General features: G+C 67.9%; 4 protein-coding genes. 3 read left to right on the forward strand and 1 reads right to left on the reverse strand.

Annotated elements, in window-relative coordinates; genetic code table 11:
- Nucleotides 1-115: 115 nt before the first annotated feature.
- Nucleotides 116-1,006 carry a LysR substrate-binding domain-containing protein gene (locus tag ACZ6YI_RS19620; protein WP_465780108.1) on the reverse strand — a complete coding sequence of 297 codons (891 nt, stop codon included), beginning with the start codon at nucleotides 1,004-1,006 and terminating at the stop codon, nucleotides 116-118.
- A gap of 216 nt (nucleotides 1,007-1,222) precedes the next feature.
- On the opposite strand from ACZ6YI_RS19620, the gene ACZ6YI_RS19625 reads away from it, so the two are divergent.
- From ACZ6YI_RS19625 to ACZ6YI_RS19635, 3 genes are all read left to right on the forward strand, one after another.
- Nucleotides 1,223-1,948: a response regulator gene (locus ACZ6YI_RS19625; protein WP_465780109.1), complete on the forward strand. Its 726-nt coding sequence runs from the start codon at nucleotides 1,223-1,225 to the stop codon at nucleotides 1,946-1,948.
- Between the two features lie 31 nt (nucleotides 1,949-1,979).
- On the forward strand, nucleotides 1,980-5,504 hold the full coding sequence (locus tag ACZ6YI_RS19630) for a two-component regulator propeller domain-containing protein (RefSeq protein ID WP_465780110.1): 3,525 nt from the start codon (nucleotides 1,980-1,982) through the stop codon (nucleotides 5,502-5,504).
- Between the two features lie 287 nt (nucleotides 5,505-5,791).
- Nucleotides 5,792-20,374: a VCBS domain-containing protein gene (locus ACZ6YI_RS19635; protein WP_465780111.1), complete on the forward strand. Its 14,583-nt coding sequence runs from the start codon at nucleotides 5,792-5,794 to the stop codon at nucleotides 20,372-20,374.
- Nucleotides 20,375-20,400 lie beyond the last annotated feature (26 nt).

The following is a 20,400-nucleotide window of genomic DNA, read 5'->3' on the forward strand; positions in this document are numbered from 1 at the left end:
GGGGCTCACGGCCGCCCCCCCCCCCCCCCCCGGGGGGGGGGGGGGGGGCGGGGGGGGGGGGGGGGGGGGTGCCCCCCCCCCCCCCCCCCCCCCCCCCCCCGCTCCCACAACGGCGTTACGGCATCGCCGCCAGGCGGGTTTGCATGAAGCGGACGAAGCTTACCGTGGCGTCCGAGGCCACGCGGCCCGATACCGTCAGCGCGTGCAGCGGCAATGGCTCCGGCTCGAAGGCTTCGAGCAGCGTCGTGAGCTTCCCGCTGGCGAAGCTGCCGGCGACGAGGTAGTGCGGTAACTGGGCAATGCCCAATCCGCCTTCCACCGCAGCGAGCAGGGCGGCGACATCGGCGAAGGCCACGCGCACCTTGCGCCGCCGCGGTGCCACGCCGCGGAAATGCCAGAAGCCCGAGGCGTCCGCGCCCAGCGCGATGCAATCGTCATCGTCGAGCTCGCCCGGGTGGCGGGGTACGCCCACACGGCGGAGCAGGTCGGGGCTCGCGACGGTGACCCGGCGCAAACCACCCAGCGAACGTGCCACCACGTCGGTGCTGTCCGGCAGCGTATCGCGCAGGCTCAGGATCACGTCCGTCTGCTGGCGCAGCAGCAGGTTCATGTCGCCGCCGCCGACCGTGACAGCGAAACGCGTGCGCGGGTGGACGTGGGTGAACTCCGACATGAGGCTCGCGACCATCGGCGAGAGCAGCCCATGCGCTTCGATGCGGATCAGCCGCTGTGCTTCGCCCGGCGCGCGTGAGGCCTGTTCGGCGGCCAGCGCCGCCTCGCACATGGCGGAGGCGTGCTGGTAAACCCGCTCGCCCGTGGCTGTCACGCCAAACTGGCGGGCGTTGCGATGGAGCAGGCGGACACCCAGGCGTTCTTCCAGGGCAAGGATCCGCCGGCTGATCAGCGAGCGGGTCGTGCCCAGCTTGGCGGCGGCGGCGGAGAAGCCGCCGGCCTCGATCGCCTGCACCAGCAGGTACAGGTCGCCAAGATTTTCAATCGAATCCATGCCTTGCACGGGCTTCTCGTCGCTGCTGCGCCGTTTTTGATACGTCGAGATGGTAGGGCCCCCCTTGTGAGCGCGACTTCGCCACAGCGTCAAAGCCGTTTGCTTGAGGGGAATCTTACCCGCCTGAACCGTATACTTCCGCGCTGGCGCGCCACCGGAAGTGGCGGACGCCTTCACAGGGGGAAGATCGTGTCGGTGCAGGAACCACGCATTCTGGTGATCGATGATGCCCCGGAGGGCATCCGTGACCTGATCCAGGCCTTGCGGGCCGAGCCCTTCCGGGTGAGCCTCGCTACCACGGCCGAGCAGGGCCTGCAGCGGACCCAGGCGCTTGCGCCGGACCTGATCCTGCTCGATGTGCGCATGCCCGGCATGGATGGGTTCACCGTCTGCCGGCTGCTCCAGGAGATCCAGCCTGCGCGCGATATCCCGATCCTGTTCCTGAGTTCCGCCGCCAGCGAGGAAGAACGGCTGGAAGGGCTGGGGCAGGGTGCCGTCGATTACATCCTCAAGACGTGCAGCCCCGCGGAACTGCTGGCGCGCGTGCGGATCCACCTGCGCCTGACCCGGCGTGGCGTGCCCGACGCGGCACCGGCGGACCTGCCGATGGGGCGGGATGAAGTGGTGCTGCGCGCGGCGATGCGTTTCATCAGCCAGCGCCTGGCCGAACCGCTCGGCCTGGATGAGATAGCCGCGGCGGTCGGTACCTACGACAAGCGACTCTCCGCGATTTTCCGCCAGCGCCTCGGCACTACGGTGTTCGCGTGGATCCGTGAGGAGCGCCTGCGCAAGAGCCGCGAGCTGCTCACGAACACCACGCTGGGCATGCAGGATATTGCGGACAGCATCGGCTTTCGCAGCGCCGCCAACTTCGCTACGGCGTTCCGCGAACGGCTTGGCGTGACGCCTGGCGATTACCGCAAAGCCGCGGCCCGTGGCTAACGCAGCCCCCGTACTCGTTGTGGGAGCGCGCTTGCGCGCGATAGGCGGCCGTGTCGCGGGCTGGATCGCGCGCAAGCGCGCTCCCACAACGGCGGCGGCCGTGATGGCCTTGCTGCGGTTGGCCAGCGGCACCGCCGCAGCGTCCACGGTGCAGCTCCCGCTGACGATCTACGACCAGGGCAACGGCCTCACCAGTCTCTCCGTCGTGCGCCTGCACGAGGGGCGCGATGGCTTCCTTTGGGTCGGAACGGAAAAGGGCCTCTATCGCTTCGATGGCCTCGGCTTCGAAGGCGTCGGCCCCGCGAACGGGTTCGAGACGTCCGAAGTCGTGGCGATGGCCGAGGATGCGGACGGCCACCTGTGGGTCGCGTCGCGTGCGGGCCTCCAGCGGCGCAACGACGGTGGCACGTTCGAATTCGTGTCAGCGGAGGGCAAGCGCCTGCTGGTCGATCGCGGGCAGTCGCTGGCGGCCGACGGCGAGGGTGGGATGCTTGCCGTGAGCGGCCACCGCCTGTTGCGCCTGGCACCGGCGGCGAACGGCGGCTGGAGCGAAACGCAGCCGCTGGTGAACCTGCAGACCCTGGCGCCGGGCGATGTCGCCGCGGTGCTCCAGCACAGCGGCACCACCTGGTTCGGTTGTGGCCCCGCGCTGTGTCGCCTGCGCAACGGTGTGCTCACGCGCTTCGGTGAAGACAAGGGCGTGCCGGCGGACAAGTGGCTTGGGCTGCTCGCTTCGCGCGATGGCAGCGTGTGGGCGCGTGGCATCGGCCATGTGCTGCGCCTGCCGGCGAATGCCAACGCGTTCGTATCGCACGATATGCCCGATGGCCACATGAAGGTCGCCGCCTCGAGCATCGATATCGTCGAAGACCGGGCGGGGCGCATCCTCACCCGCACCGACGTCGGCCTCGCGCGTTGGGATGGCGCGCACTGGCAGTTGTTCGATACGGCGAATGGCCTGCCTGGCGTCGGCGTGTCGTCGATGGTGTCGGACCGTGATGGCATGGTCTGGATGGGTACCTACGGCCGCGGCGTGTACTACTGGAGTAGCGCCGACGCCGTCGAAGACTGGACCGCCGCGCAGGGCTTGAGCGGCAACCTCGTCTGGTCGATCGCGCGCGCCGATGCGAAGTCCTTGTGGGTGGCGAGCGAAGCTGGCGCGGAAGTCATCGTGCCCGACGAAAACGCGGCGCACCGTGCGCCGCTGGCGCTGCCTCCGCCCGCGCAGGCGCATGCCGTGATCGCCGATGGCAAGGGCGCGCTCTGGTACTTCCTGTTCGATGGGCGCGTGGCGCGCTACGACACACAAAGCCGCGAAACGCACGTGGTCACGACGCTCCCGTACCTTACCCGCGGCGCGCTCATGGACCACGCGGGCCGGCTGTGGGCGTACACGCTCGGCGGCCTGTTCGAGATCGATACGCAGAAGGGGACGGCGACGCGCGCTGCCGCGGACCTGATTCCGCCGACCATGTGCTCGGATGCCGCCGAGGACACGGCAGGCCGCCTGTGGGTCGCATGCAGCGCGGGCCTCTTCCGCCAGGGCAAGGATGGCCAGTGGGCGCACGTGAAGCTGCAACCGGAGGAATCCGCGGGCGGCTATGAAAACGTGGCGGTGACGCCGGATGGCCGCCTGTGGCTCAGCGCGTTACAGCCCGGCTTGTGGGTCGCGGAAACCAGCGACGCCGATACGCTCGCGGTCGCCCCGGTGGCCGATGCGCTGCTCGCCGATACGCGCTTCTACTTCCTGCGTGCGGACCGCCGCGGGCGCCTGTGGGCGGGCGGCGGCAGCGGCGTCGACGTGCTTGACCACGGCAACTGGGCGCGCCTCTCCATGCGCGATGGCCTGCTCTGGGATGAAACCAACCACGGCGCGTTCCTGGCGGACGACGATGGCACGGTGTGGATCGGTGCGCCGGTTGGCCTGACCCACGTGCTCGACCCTGATCAGCTGCTCGCTCCGCGTAACATCCAGCCGGTGCTGACCGACGCGCGCTACAGCGGCAAGCCCGTGGGTGCGGCGGCGACGTTGCCGTTCCACGAGGCGGCGGCGCTGGTCCTGCACTTTGGTGTCGCGAACAACAATGCAGGCCACCCTGTCCGCTTCCGTTACCGCCTGCCCGGCGTGGATGGCGGCTGGGTGGAAACGGCGCAGCGCGAGGTGCGTTACGCATCGCTCCCTCCCGGCCAGTACCTGTTTGAAGTGCAGGCGGTGGATGTGAACCGCCGCGTCGCCTCGGCGCCTGTCTCGCTCGCGTTCACCGTGGCGCCACCGTGGTGGCAGCGACCATGGGCGTACGCCGCCGCCGTGGCGCTCGCATTGCTGGCGACGTGGGGCGCCTGGCGCTGGAGGACGCGCCTGCTGATCGCGCATGCGCGGCGCCTGGAAGCCGTGGTGGATGTGCGCACGGCCGAGCTGCGTGAGGCACTGCAGGCCCGGCGCATGCTGCTCGCCCACGTGGGTCATGACCTGCGCGCGCCGTTGAACACCATTCTTTCCGCGGTAAGGCGCTGGCGTGGCGGTGATGCCGCGCGCGATTACCCGCGGATCATCGAGCGCCACGTACACCAGCAGATGGCGTTGATCGATGAGCTGCTCGAGTTCTCGCGGGGCGAGCTCACTGGGTTGCGCCTCGCACCGCAGCCGGGCTACCTGCACGCGTTCCTGCACGAGGTGGCCGAGCGGGCCGAGCTGCTGGCCGAGCGCCACGGCAACCAGCTCACGACGCATTTCGACGAACGCCTGCCCGCGCTGGTGGTGGCCGATTTCCGCCGCCTCGGCCAGGTGTTGATGAACCTGCTCGGCAACGCGGCCAAGTTCACCCACGGCGGCAGCGTCGTGCTGCGCGCGAGCGCGGAAGCCGCGAGCGGTGGCGTGGTGAGCATCGCCTTCGTCGTGGAAGACACCGGCATCGGCATGGATCCGAAGGCGCTGGAAGCGCTACGCAAGCCGTTCGCGCGCGGCGACAACGCGGCCCGCCACGATGGCAGCGGCCTGGGCCTGGCGATTGTCGAGCAGTTGCTCGAGCACATGGGTTCGCGCCTCGAGGTGGAAGCCGTGCCCACCGGCGGCAGCCGTTTCGCGTTCGCCGTGGCGCTGCCCCTGGCCAGCGCCGACGATGTCGAAGCCGACCTGCCGCCCGGTGAAGATGCCGGCGACGTGGATGGCGGGGACCGCGTGGTCCTGGTGGTCGAGCCCCATGCGCCGACCCGCGCGGTGCTCTGCGACCTGCTCGACGGCTATGGCTTCCACAGCGTGGCCGCGGCCGATGGCCACGCCGCCGCGCTGGCTCTCCAGGCGGGACGCCCGGCCCTGGTCATCACCGAGCTGCAATTCCCGGGCGGGGATGGCTGGCGCCTGCTGCATGCCGTCCGCGAGCTGGACCGGGGGCTGCCGGTGCTGCTCTACTCGGCCACCAGCCCGGCGCCCTCGTTCGTCACGAACGTGAACTTCAACGGCGTGCTCCTGAAGCCGGCCTCGGCGGGTGACATCATGCGGCAGGTGGTGAAGCTTGCCGTGACCCGGTCCGGCGTAACTCCAGCCATATCAGGGTGAAAAATTCCTAGTTGCCGTTTCGGCCTATTCCCCTTCGGCAAAAGCGCGGGAAGCCTGCCACGGCGCCCTTTGCGCGGGGCCCTTTGCTGGAGGGGAAGTTTGTCACGCCCTGCGTGACATAAGTTCCTGCGTTACGTACTTCCACGTTACACGGCTGATACATAGCATCGCGGCAACTGCTGTGACCTCCATCACAGCTTTTCCACCAAACCTTCACTCCTGCGCCTGAGCCAGCCGCGGGATGGCCGCGTTTGGCCCGTGATAGCCCGAAACGAGCAAGGCGCACCATGCCAGGGACCAAGTCGAACAACCCCTTCCGCCCGCGTAGCCACCGTTACGCGCTCGAGCCCCGCCAGATGTACGACGGCGCGGCGCTCGTGGAGGCCGCCCACCACGCCGATCCGGCGGAAGCGGCCCACGATGCGGGCAAGTTCCACAGCGCCGCCACGGACCAGCCCGGCCATGCCGTGCAGGCCCCGGCCGCCCCGGCCCCGGCTCCCGCCAGCGCACCGGCCCCGGCCGCCGCGCCCGCCGAGGCACACGGCAAGGAGGTCTACGTCGTCGACGAGAGCGTGGCCAACTGGCAGTCGCTCGTGGCCCAGCTGCCGAAGGGCAGCCAGGTGGTGGTGATCGACGACAAGTCCTCCGGCATGGACCAGCTCGCCAACGCCCTGCGCGGCGAGCACGACATCAGCGCCATCCACGTCATCAGCCACGGTGCGAGCGATTCCATCTCGCTGGGCACGGACACGGTGACGGCGGCGAACATCGACAGCTTCGCCCGCCAGCTGGGCGACGTCGGCTCCACGATGACGAAGGATGGCGACATCCTGCTCTACGGCTGCGACGTGTCCGGCAAGGACACCGCGATGGTCACGGAGATGGCGCGGCTCACCAGCGCCGACGTGGCCTCGTCCACCGATGAAACCGGTGCGGCCGCGCACGGTGGCAACTGGGTGCTGGAAACCAGCACCGGCCACATCGAGGCCCGCGCGCTGGCGCTCGATTACGACGGCCTGCTTGAAGCGCCGACCGTGGATACCACCGCGAAGAGCGTCACCGCCTCCGAACCGAGCCCGCTGAACGTGGCAGGCGCGGATCGCGCCACGCTCACCGGCTGGACCGTGACCGACTCCGGCCAGGTCTCGGTCGATGTGGTGCTGGGCGATACCAGCAAGGGCACGCTGGCCTCGGCCTCGATGAATGGCGTGACCACGATTGCCGGGGGGTTCCGCTTCGTTGGTTCCTCCGCCGATGCGAGCGCGTGGCTGAACCAGCTGCAGTTCGTCGCCGCCGACGTGGAGCTGGGCAACACCGCTGCCAAGACCACGATCAGCGTGACCGTGACCGACGTGGCGTCGTCGCTCACCGCGACCAAGTCGCTGGACGTGACGGTGACCCCGTCGAACGACCCGGTGACGGTGGCTGACAAGACCCAGGACGTTTCCGAGATCGATGGCGGCGCGGGTACCGTGATCACCACGGACACCCTGGCGGCGCTGGATCCGGAAGTGGATATCGCGCACACGCAGACGCCGACGCAGATCGTGTACAGCGTCACCGGCGTTCCCACCTATGGCTACCTCACGCTCAGCGGCAACCGCCTGGGCGCGGGTTCGGTGTTCACCCAGCAGGACGTGATCGACGGCAAGGTGCGCTACGTGCACACCGCCACCGGCGCGGACCAGGACCACGACGACAGCTTCAACGTGCGCGTGAACGATGGCGCCACGCCGCTGGCGAAATCCGATACGGCCACGATCAGCCTGCACGTGGTGCCGGTGAACCAGCTGCCGACGATCGGCGGCGATGGCAATGTGTACGAAGGCCAGCCGCAGAACGCTGAAGGCACCGGCAACGTCGGCCAGTACATCGTGGCCAGCAGCGGCGGCGATCCGCAGGATACCTCGCTGCTCATCACGATCACCGCGCTGCCGACCCACGGCACGCTGTTCTACAACGGCGTTGCGGTGAAGGTGGGCGATACGTTCGATTACACCCAGCGCAACGGCCTGACCTACAGCAACGACGGCAAGGATTTCATCACGACCGATACGATCGGCGTGCGCGTTACCGACCAGGGCGGCGGCACCACTACCCCGGCCTCGGCGGATGGCACGGTGACCCTGCATATCCAGGCGGTCGATGATGACCCGGTGCTGGTCGACACCAGCACGCGCGACGCCACGGTGACCGCCGCGGGCGATGGCAGCGCGGGCGCCTACTCGGTGAAGCTCACCGCGCAGATGATCGGCGCCACCGATATCGATTCGCCGGACAGCAACATCAGCTTCGTCACCAGCCAGGCCGGGCTGACCCACGGCTACCTGCTGTTGAACGGCCAGCGCATGGCCGACGGCGCGGTGTTCACCATGGCCGACATCACGGCCGGCAAGGTGCAGTACGTGCAGTACGCCGGCGCCACGGCAGGCCAGGTGGATACGTTCAACTTCCAGGTGGTGGATAACACCACGGCGCTGCGCTGGAACGCTGATGGCACCACGTTCACCCGCGAGGGTGGCGATTACACCGGTGGCCTGAAGACCGATACGCTGAAGAACTACAGCTTCACGATCCACCTGGCGCAGACGCCGGCCGGTAACGGCGGCAGCTTCCCGCTGGTGAATCCGCCGGTGCACGAGACCGCTTCGAACCACGCGGGTACGGATCCTTCGAACAACCAGATCGGCCAGCTCGTCGAGGGTGGCACCGTCATCCTGCACGGCACCACCACCAACGGCCAGCCCACGGATTTCAGCAAGGACCCGGGCCTGAGCTACACGGTGGATGGCGTGCCCTCGTCGCAGGTGGTGTACACCTTCCTCGGCTTCGATACCGACGCCGGCACCAGCGGCGGCGGCACCCTGCAGAAGCAGGTAGCCGGCGCGTGGGTGGATATCGGCCTGTATGGCACCTTCACCCAGGCCGACCTGGATGCCGGTAACGTGCGCTTCCAGCACGATGGTGGCGAGAACTTCCACCTGACGGCGAAGTTCTCGGTATCCGCGGGCATCACCGTGATCCAGAACGGCGTGGCGACCGCGGATGTGTGGCGGCCGAAGCTCGATATCTACACCACGCCGGTGAACGACCTGCCGGTGGTCTCGGGTTCATCGAGCACGGTGATCGCCGAAGGCCAGACCGCGATGATCACCACGGGCCAGCTGAGCATCACCGACCCGGATGACGCCACCAGCCAGGCCTACCTCGAGAACTCGCCGACCCTGCCGAACGGCCTGCCGAACTACGCGTACAACAACGCGGCGACCGGTACCGCGGCGCTCAAGTTCGTCGTCAAGACCTTGCCCACGGGTGGCACGCTGGAGTACTCCGACGACCACGGTGCGAGCTGGCATGTCGTCACCCAGGGCATGGTCCTGGATGCCTCGATCATCACCGGCGACACGACGACCACCGGCCTGCGCTTCGTCAGCAATGGGTCGGAAGTGCGCAACACCAGCTTCACCGTGGAGGCGATCGATCGCTGGGGCGATCACTCGGCCGCGACCGGCACGGTCGGCATCCAGATCACCAACGTCAACGATGGGCCGCAGATCGCGAAGGATCCGACCCAGGCCAATCCCACGATCCCCGCGGATTCACCGAACCAGATTGCCGGTGACCCGGCCAACCCGCGCCCGCTCGCGAACACCCCGCTGACCGTGAAGGAAGGCGGTTATGGCCAGATCACCACGGCCATGCTGCAGGCCTACGATCCGGATAGCACCGACGTCCAGGTGCAGTACCTGATCACCTCGGTGCCGGCACACGGCAGCATCGCCATCTCGACCGACGGCGTGAACTTCCACATCCTCGGCGCGGGCTCGTCGTTCACCCAGGCGGATGTCGCAGCCGGCCACATCTATTACCTCAACGACGGCACCGAGGCGCTCGGCCACACCTTCAACGGTACGGATAACACCCCGGACGACAAGTTCGGTTTCACCATCTCCGATGGCGACCAGGAACAGACGGGCAACGCGTTCTGGATCTACACCGTGCCGACCAACGACGCGCCGGTGGTGACCGGGCCGACCGGCACGATCGACCTGGATAGCCAGCAGGCCGCGAACAACCAGGTGCCGGGCTTCAGCGTCGCCGACCCGGACCTGACCACGCTCACCGATGGCGAGACCGATTTCATCCAGGTTACGGTGCGCCTGCTGCACGAGAATGGCTCGGCCTTCACCGCGGCGGAATACGCGGCGGCGGGCGGCGTGACCATCGGCCACGGCGCGATCGCCGGCGTGGATACTGACAAGGATGGCGTGAACGATTACCTGGTGATGCGCGGCACGCGCGCCCAGGTGAACGCGGCGCTGGCCGCGCTCACGGTCACCTTCGGTTCCGATCGGGACGCGAAGTACCAGGTGCAGGTGATTGCCGACGATCGCATGCGCGACGGCAACGGCAACCTCACCGGCGGCGCCAACGGCGGCACCGAAAACCAGAACCCGACCCCGAATACGGGCACGGGTCCCTCGACCAGCCCGGTCGATGGCCACGAATACAACTGGTACAGCGAAACGGTGCCGGTGAAGGACGGCAACATCTCGGCCGCCGCGGTGAACGTGCGCGCCTCGAGCGTGAACGAGCCGGGCGTATTGACCGGCCCGGCGACGGTAACGAGCAAGGAAGACCAGGCGACCCACATCGGTGGCGGCTTCGTCGTGAGCGACCCGGAATCCGCGGCGTTCGATTCGCCGGTGACGGTGACGCTCAGCGTGCCGGCCGGCGTCCTCGGCATCGGCGGCGACGGCACCCAGGGCTCGGCCACGGCCAGTGCGGCGGGTAGCCGTGCGGTGATGATCAGCGGCGACAACACGGGCACGCTGGTGCTCACCGGCCGCGCGAGCGATATCCAGGCGCTGCTCAACGATGCGGCGCTGGGCCTCACCTACCTGAGCGCGGCCGACGCCAACCACGACCAGAACGGCGGTGAAGCGGGTGATGTGACGCTCACCCTGCACTTCGACGATACGGGTTCGACGATCGGTAGCGACACCGGCGGCGGCAGCGTGTCGAACAACCCGGCTGACAGCACGGTGGCGATCACCATCGATGCGGTGAACGACGCACCGACCGTGGGCGTGAGCGATCCGTCGGTCGTCTACCTCAACGGCCCCACCGACGTGGGCGGCTTCACAGTGGGCGATATCGATATCACCGGCAATGGCATCGCCACCGGTGAGAACGATTTCATGCAGGTGACCGTGCGGATCACCGATGCGGCGGGCAACGCGCTGGCCCAGTCGTTGTACGGCGATATCACCATCGGCACGGGGACCGTGGGTTCCGGCGCGACCGTGGATGGCAGCTTCGGTGGCAACCACGCGGCGCTGGTGATCCGCGGCACGCGCGACCAGGTCAATGCCTACCTGGCGGGCCTGAAGGTGACGATCAGCGGTGGCCTGGCCAACGTGGACAAGGGCTACCGCGTGGAGGTGATCGCGGACGACCGCATGCGCAACGTCACCACCGGTGCGCTCGATAACTCGCACAGCGCCAACGGCGGGCCGGATTTCAACGCCGACAACACCGGTGTGGCTGATGTGCCGACCGATGTGGTCGATCCGTATGCGGCGATCCCGGGTGGCCTTGGCCAGAACGTCTCGTCCAATTCGCGTGCGGTGTTCCCGTCGTCGATCAACAACCCGACGGCGATTGGTGTCACCGGTTCGAACGTGTACACCGAAAGCCCGTCGAGCATCTACACGCTCAAGAACATCACGCTGGCCGACCCGGATGCCGGTACCGACGCGATCAGCGCGACGGTGGTCCTGCCCACGGGCTTCACGGTCCACGACATCAACGGCGTTACAACCACCACCGGCACGCTGAACGGCGCGAGCTGGACGATCGGCACCGATGGCGCGGGCCACAGCACGGTGACCTTCACCGGTAGCGTCACCGCGGTGCAGGCTGCGCTGAATACCGTGGGTATCCAGGCGCCGGGCGCCAGCCCGGGCGATAACAACGGCATGTGGAACGGCACCTTCCAGGTACAGCTGGTGGTGAACGACAACGGTAACCACGGTGATCGCCCGAGCCAGGGCACGCTGACCCAGGATCAGCTGGACAACGAAACCAACGACCCGAACACCAAGGGTGACCAGTACAGCTTTGCCGATGGCACGTCGAACCACCTGGTGACGACGCGCGTGGTCGATTTCACGATCAGCAGCGTGGCCCAGGTGAAGGAATCGGGCCTGGTCGGTACCGACAACAGCCAGACCTTCACGGGCATGGAGACCTTTGTCCTGGTGAACACCCTGGACACCGTGACGATCGGCGACCCGGCCGCGGGCGCGGGTCATTTCGTGACCCTGACCCTGGCGCAGCTGCAGGACCTGTCGAACGTGCCGGTGGAGCAGCGCACGATCCAGACCGCACAGGGTACGCTGGTGATCACCGGCTACCTCGCCAATGGCGGTACGCAGCTGCTGGCTTACAAGTACACGCTGAACGGCGCGGTGAACCAGCCGGGCGCGGTGAGCAGCACGGACGTGGTCGGGATTTCCACCCGCGATAGCGCCGGCTTCACCGACAACGGCACCATCACCGTCACCATCGTCGACGACACGCCGACGGCGCGTGCCGATACCGGCGATGTCACCGAAGACACCGGTGTGCCGCTGACCGGTAACGTCGTTTCAGGGACCACCGGTGGCAATGTCGCCGACCGCATTGGCGCCGATGCCACCGCCACCCCGGTCACCGGCGTCAAGACCGGCGGCTCGGGCACCACGGCGACGGGCAACATCAATACGCCGCTGGCGGGTACCTACGGCACGCTGGTGATGAAGGCGGACGGCAGCTACACGTACACGGTGAACGACAACGACGCGCGCGTGAACGCGTTGAAGGACAACCAGACGCTGACCGAGCGTTTCACGTACACGATCAAGGATGCCGACGGCGATACCAGCTCCACCACCCTGACCATCACCATCCACGGCCACACCGACGGCACGCCGTCGATCGTGCCGGTCGATGGCAACGGTGCCGCGGCTGGCCAGGCCACGGTGCACGAGTCGGGCCTCACCGACACCAGTGGCGACCAGACGACGACCGGCACGATCACCGTGACCGCCGCCGACGGCGTGGCCTCGGTGACGATTGGTGACACCACGGCAGGCGCCGGTCATTTCATCACCCTGACCGCGGCGGAGATGGCGGCACTCGGCACCACGCCGAAGACCATCACCACGCCCGATGGCACCCTGGTGCTGAACGGTTACACCCCGGGTACCTCGGTGGGTGGCGTGCCAACCGCGGGCACCATCAGCTACAGCTACACGCTCAACCACACCATGACGGTGTCGGGCACGGACACCACCGATGCGATCAAGCTTTCCGTGACCGATCGCGGTGGCGCGACCGCGGCTACGGGCAACCTGGTGATCGACATCATCGATGACGCGCCGACCGCGCACGCCGACACCGGTGATGTGAACGAAGACGGCGCGGCGCTGACCGGCAACGTCGTTAGCGGTACGACGGGCGGCAGCGTGCCTGACCGCCTCGGTGCGGACACCACGGCCACTCCGGTGATCGGCGTGGCGCTCGGCGATGTGGGTGCGGATGTCAGTGGCCACGTCGGCAGCGGCGTGGTCGGCAACTACGGCACGCTCGTGCTGAAAGCCGATGGCAGCTACACGTATACGGTCGATAACACCAATCCGACCGTCAACGCGCTGAAGACCGGTGACACGCTCACCGAGACCTACACGTACACGATCACCGATGCCGACGGCGATACCAGCACCACCACGCTGACCATCACCATTCACGGCCACACCGACGGCACGCCGTCGATCGTGCCGGTGGACGGCAACGGTGCGACGACCGGCCAGGCCACCGTGCACGAGTCGGGTCTCACCGACAGCAGTGGCGACCAGACGACCACCGGCACGATCACCGTGACCGCGGGCGATGGCCTCGCGTCGGTGACGATCGGCGATACGGCCGCGGGCCCGGGCCACTTCGTGACCCTGACCGCCGCGCAGCTGGCGACGCTGGGCACCACGCCGGTGACGATCACCACGCCGGACGGCACCCTGGTGCTCACCGGTTTCAACGCCACCACCTCGGTGGGCGGCGTACCGACCGTGGGTACCATCAGCTACACCTACACGCTTGACCACACCATGACGGTGTCGGGCACGGACACCACCGATGCGATCAAGCTTTCCGTGACCGACCGCGGTGGCACCACCGTGGCCTCCGGCAACCTCGTGGTCGATATCGTCGATGATGCACCGACCGCGCACGCCGATACCGGCGACGTGACCGAAGACAGCGGCCTGCCGCTCACCGGCAACGTAGTCTCCGGCACCACCGGCGGCGATGCGCCGGACCGTCTGGGCGCCGACACCACCAGCACCCCGGTCACCGGTGTGAAGGCGGGTACCTCGGCGGGCGCGGCGATCGGCAACGTCGGCGCCGCACTGGCAGGCCAGTACGGCACGCTCGTGCTGAATGCCGATGGCAGCTACAGCTACACGCTGGATAACACCAACGCGGCGGTCAACGGACTGAAGGACAACCAGACCCTCACCGAGACCTACACGTACACGATCACTGATGCCGACAGCGATACCAGCACCACGACGCTGACCATCACCATCCACGGCCACACCGACGGCACGCCGTCGATCGTGCCGGTCGATGGCAATGGTGCGACCGCCGGCCAGGCCACGGTGCACGAATCGGGCCTCACCGACACAAGTGGCGACCAGACGACGACCGGCACGATCACCGTGACCGCCGCCGACGGCGTGGCCTCGGTGACGATCGGTGACACCACGGCAGGCGCCGGTCATTTCATCACCCTGACCGCGGCGGAGATGGCGGCACTCGGCACCACGCCGAAGACCATCACCACGCCGGACGGCACCCTGGTACTGAACGGTTACACCCCAGGTACCTCGGTGGGCGGCGTGCCGACCGCGGGCACCATCAGCTACACCTACACGCTGGACCACACCATGACGGTGTCGGGTACGGACACCACCGATGCGATCGCGCTCAGCGTGACCGACCGCGGCGGTACCACCGTGGCTTCCGGCAACCTGGTGATCGACATCGTCGACGACGCGCCGACCGCGCATGCCGATACCGGCGATGTGAACGAAGACGGCGCGGCGCTGACCGGTAATGTCGTCTCCGGCACCACCGGTGGCGATGTCGCCGACCGCATCGGTGCCGATACCACGGTGACCCCGGTCACGGGCGTCGCCGCGGGCAACACGGGTGCCGATGTTTCCGGCCACGTGGGCACGGGTGTCGCCGGCCAGTACGGCACGCTCACGCTTAACGCCGACGGCAGCTACAGCTACGCGGTCGATAACACCAACCCGACCGTCAATGCGCTGAAGACCGGTGACACGCTCACCGAGACCTACACGTACACGATCACCGATGCGGACGGCGACCACAGCACCACCACCCTGACCATCACGATCCACGGCCATACCGACGGCACGCCGTCGATCGTTCCGGTGGACGGCAACGGCGCGACCACTGGCCACGCCACGGTGCACGAATCGGGCCTCACCGACGGCAGCGGCGACCAGATGACAACCGGCACGATCACCGTGACTGCCGCCGACGGCGTGGCCTCGGTGACGATCGGTGACACCACGGCAGGCGCCGGTCACTTCATCACCCTGACCGCGGCGGAGATGGCGGCACTCGGCACCACGCCGAAGACCATCACCACGCCGGATGGCACGCTGGTACTGAACGGTTACACCCCAGGTACCTCGGTGGGCGGCGTGCCGACCGCGGGCACCATCAGCTACAGCTACACGCTCAATCACACCATGACGGTGTCGGGCACGGACACCACCGATTCGATCAAGCTTTCCGTGACCGATCGCGGTGGCGCGACGGCGGCTACCGGCAACCTGGTGATCGACATCATCGATGACGCGCCGACCGCGCACGCCGACACCGGTGATGTGAACGAGGACGGTGCGGCGCTGACCGGCAACGTCGTCTCCGGCACCACCGGTGGCGATGTCGCCGACCGCATTGGCGCCGATACCACGGCGACCCCGGTCACGGGCGTGGCCGCGGGCAACGTGGGCGCCGATGTTTCCGGCCACGTGGGCACGGGCGTCGCCGGCCAGTACGGCACGCTCACGCTCAACGCCGATGGCAGCTACAGCTACGTGGTGGATAACACCAACCCGACCGTCAATGCGCTGAAGACCGGTGACACGCTTACCGAGACCTACACGTACACGATCAAAGATGCCGACGGCGATGCCAGCACGACGACGCTGACCATCACGATCCACGGCCATACCGACGGCACGCCGTCGATCGTGCCGGTCGATGGCAATGGTGCGACGACTGGCCATGCCACCGTGCACGAATCGGGCCTGACCGATATCAGTGGCGATGAAGCCACCACGGGCACGATCACCGTGACCGCGGCCGATGGCCTTGCGTCGGTGAACATCGGTGGCACCACGGTCACGGCGGCTGAGCTGGCCAACCTGGGCACTACGCCGGTCACGATCCACACCCCGGATGGCACGATCGTCCTGACCGGCTTCAACCCGACCACCTCGGTGGGCGGTGTGCCGACCTCAGGCACCATCAGCTACACCTACACGCTGGACCACACCATGAAGGTGTCGGGTACGGACACCACCGACTCGATTGCGCTCAGCGTGACCGACCGCGGCGGTACCACCGTGGCTTCCGGCAATCTCGTGGTCGATATCGTCGACGATGCGCCGACGGCGCATGCCGACACCGGCGATGTGAACGAGGACGGTGCGGCGCTGACCGGCAACGTCGTCTCCGGCACCACCGGCGGTGATGTGCCTGACCGCATCGGTGCCGATACCACGGCTACCCCGGTCACGGGCGTCGCCGCGGGCAACGTGGGTGCCGATGTTTCCGGCCACGTGGGCACGGGCGTCGCCGGCCAGTACGGCACGCTCACGCTCAACGCCGATGGCAGCTACAGCTACGTGGTGGATAACACCAACCCGACCGTCAATGCGCTGAAGACCGGTGACACGCTCACCGAGACCTACACGTATACGATCAAAGATGCCGACGGCGATACCAGCACGACGACGCTGACCATCACCATCCACGGCCACACCGACGGTACGCCGTCGATCGTGCCGGTCGATGGCAATGGTGCGACGACTGGCCATGCCACGGTGCACGAATCGGGCCTGACCGACAGCAGCGGCGATGAAGCCACCACGGGCACGATCACCGTGACCGCGGCCGATGGCCTTGCGTCGGTGAACATCGGTGGCACCACGGTCACGGCGGCTGAGCTGGCCAACCTGGGTACCACGCCGGTCACGATCCACACGCCGGATGGCACCCTGGTGCTCACCGGCTTCAACCCGACCACCTCGGTGGGCGGCGTGCCGACCGCGGGCACCATCAGCTACAGCTACACGCTGGACCACACCATGACGGTGTCGGGTACGGACACCACCGATGCGATCGCGCTCAGCGTGACCGACCGCGGCGGTACCACCGTGGCCTCCGGCAACCTCGTGGTCGACATCGTCGACGACGCGCCGACCGCGCATGCCGATACCGGCGACGTGACCGAAGACAGCGGCGTGCCGCTCACCGGCAACGTCGTCTCCGGCACCACCGGTGGTGATGTGCCGGATCGCATCGGCGCGGACACCACCAGCACTCCGGTGACGGGCGTGCAGGCGGGTAACGTCGGTGGCACGGTCAGCGGCCACGTGGGCACGGGCGTCGCGGGCCAGTACGGCACGCTCACGCTCAATGCCGATGGCAGCTACAGCTATGCGCTCGACGACAACAACGCGAACGTCAACGCGCTGAAGGCGGGTGACACGCTCACCGAAACCTACACGTACACGATCACCGATGCCGACGGCGATAGCAGCACGACGACGCTGACCATCACCATCCACGGCCATACCGACGGCACGCCGTCGATCGTTCCGGTGGATGGCAATGGTGCGACGACTGGCCATACCACGGTGCACGAATCGGGCCTCACCGACAGCAGCGGTGACCAGACCACCACCGGCACGATCGACGTGGTCGCGGCCGATGGCGTGGACACCGTGACGATTGGCGGCACCACGGTCACGGCGGCCGAGCTGGCCAACCTGGGCACCACCCCGATCACGATCCACACGCCGGATGGCACCCTGGTGCTCACCGGCTTCAACCCGACCACCTCGGTGGGCGGCGTGCCGACCGCGGGCACCATCAGCTACAGCTACACGCTGGACCACACCATGACGGTGTCGGGTACGGACACCACCGATGCGATCGCGCTCAGCGTGACCGACCGCGGCGGTACCACCGTGGCTTCCGGCAATCTGGTGATCGACATCGTCGATGACGCGCCGACCGCGCATGCCGATACCGGCGACGTGACCGAAGACAGCGGCGTGCCGCTCACCGGTAACGTCGTCAGCGGCGCCACGCACGGCGACGTGCCTGACCGTATCGGCGCGGATACCACGCCGACCCCGGTCACCGCGGTCACCGTCGATACCAGCGCCGGCAACGTCGCCGGTACCGTGGGCACCGGCCTGGCCGGCAACTACGGCACGCTGGTGCTGAACAGCGATGGCAGCTACAGCTACGCGCTGGATAACACCAACCCCACGGTCAACGCGCTGAAGGATGGCGATACGCTGACCGAGACCTACCACTACACGATCACCGATGCGGACGGCGATAGCAGCAGCACCACGCTGACCATCACCATCCACGGCCACACCGATGGCGGCCCGACCTTCGGCCCGCACCCGGGCAATGGCACGAACACCACCGGTGGCGATGTCACCGTGTGGGAAGCCGGCCTGACCCCGGACGGCCCGGCAGGCGAGGGCAAGAGCGTCACCGATACGCTGGATATCTCGACCCCGGATGGCCTGGTCAGCATCACCGTGGGCGGTACCACGCTGACGGCGGCGGATCTTGCCGGCCTGAGCCCGGCACACCCGGTGTCGATCGTCACGGCGGATGGCAGCACCCTGGTGCTTACCGGCTTCACCCCGAGCGGCATGCTCGGCACGGTGCCGACCGGTGGCTCGCTCAGCTACACGTACACGCTGAACGGCACCCACGACCAGGCGGGCAGCGACCACATCAACGACAGCATCGCGCTGTCGGTGAGCGACGCGGGTGGCACCACCACCACCGGCAGCCTGGTGGTGACGATCATGAACGACGTGCCGACGGCGCATGCCGACCACGCCGACGTGAACGAAGATGGCACGGCGATCAGCGGCAACGTGATCGGCGGCGGTGGCAGCGGCGACGTGCCGGACCGCATCGGTGCGGATACCAACCCGAACCCGGTGACCGGCGTGCAGGCGGGCACCGCCACCGGCGCGGTGAGCGGCCATGTCGGTAGCGGCGTGGCGGGCCAGTACGGCACGCTCGTGCTCAACGCCGATGGCAGCTACAGCTATGCGGTGGATAACGCCAACCCGGTGGTCAACGCGCTGAAGGACGGTGACACGCTCACCGAGACCTACACGTACACGATCACCGATGGCGACGGCGACCGCAGCACCACGACGCTGACCATCACGATCCACGGCCACACCGACGGTTCGCCGTCGATCGCGCCGGTGGATGGTAATGGCGCCACGACCGGCCACGCCACGGTGCACGAATCGGGCCTGGCCGATGGCGACCACAGCCAGGTGACCACCGGCACGATCGACCTGAGCGCGGAAGACGGCCTCGCCAGCGTGACAATCGGTGGCACCACGCTGACCTCGGCGCAGCTCGATGCGCTGAACGGCGGTACCCCGGTCACCATCCATACCCCGGATGGCACCCTGGTGCTTACCGGCTTCCAGCAGACCGCCTCGAACGGCTCTGCCACCACGGCGGGCACGATCAGCTACACCTACACGCTGGACCACCCGGTGGCCCAGCACGGCGCCGACAGCACGGACAACATCGCGCTGACCGTGGTCGACCGCGGCGGTGGCCGCTCCGACGGCACGCTGGTGGTGGATATCGCCAACGATGCGCCGACCGCGCACGACGACACCGCCACCATCGTCCAGGATCGTGGCCAGAGCTCGGCCGCGGGCAACGTCTTCACCGGCTCGGACCGTATCGGCGCCGATGGCCCGGCGGCGGGTGGCCCGGTGACCGGCGTGGTCTCGCAGAACACCGGCCGCGGCGGCAACATCGGCGCGGGCAGCGTGGGTGAGTTCGGCAGCCTGGTGCTCAACGCCGATGGCAGCTACAGCTACAAGCTGGACCTGGCCAACCCGAAGGTGAGTTCGCTGGATGCCAACGGCACGATCACCGAAGTGTTCGTCTACACGATCACCGATGCCGACGGCGACACCAGCACCGCCACGCTGACCATCACCATCCACGGCACGACGCCGCCGATCCAGGCCCGCCAGGGCGACGAGATCTGGCCGATCGGCTACGACCACACCCAGCGGGATATCCGCCAGGCGTGGGAACCGGGCCTGTTCGTGCTGCCGGATGGCGTCGCGTTCTCGCAGAAGCTCCTCGAGGACATCGAAGCGCAGCGCCGCGTTGGCGACAACGACTTCGCCCGTGACCACAGCCCGCTCTGGGACGACTTCTCGCCGTTCGCTCCGGCGAAGCTGGTGGAGAAGCATGCGGACGACAAGCACCACCAGCATCACGAAAAGGACCACGCGAAGCATGCGGCGCACACGGCACCGCACGCCTCGCACGAACCGCCGCAGGTGCCCGTGGCTATCCACGTGCCGCCACCGGCGAGCACCCCGGGCGGCGCGCCCTCGCTATCGGCCCGCATCGCGGCCATGGCGAAGGCCAACGCCCCCGAGATCGCCGCCGTGCCCACCACACAGCCACGCCACTGATTGCGCGCCCTAAGGATTGCCTGACC

Source organism: Luteibacter sp. NPDC104163 (assembly GCF_055584245.1).

Coding starts and splice junctions, on each gene's coding strand:
- ACZ6YI_RS19620 (WP_465780108.1), bottom strand. CDS start 1,006: ATGGATTCGATTGAAAATCTTGGCGACCTGTACCTGCTGGTGCAGGCG.
- ACZ6YI_RS19635 (WP_465780111.1), top strand. CDS start 5,792: ATGCCAGGGACCAAGTCGAACAACCCCTTCCGCCCGCGTAGCCACCGT.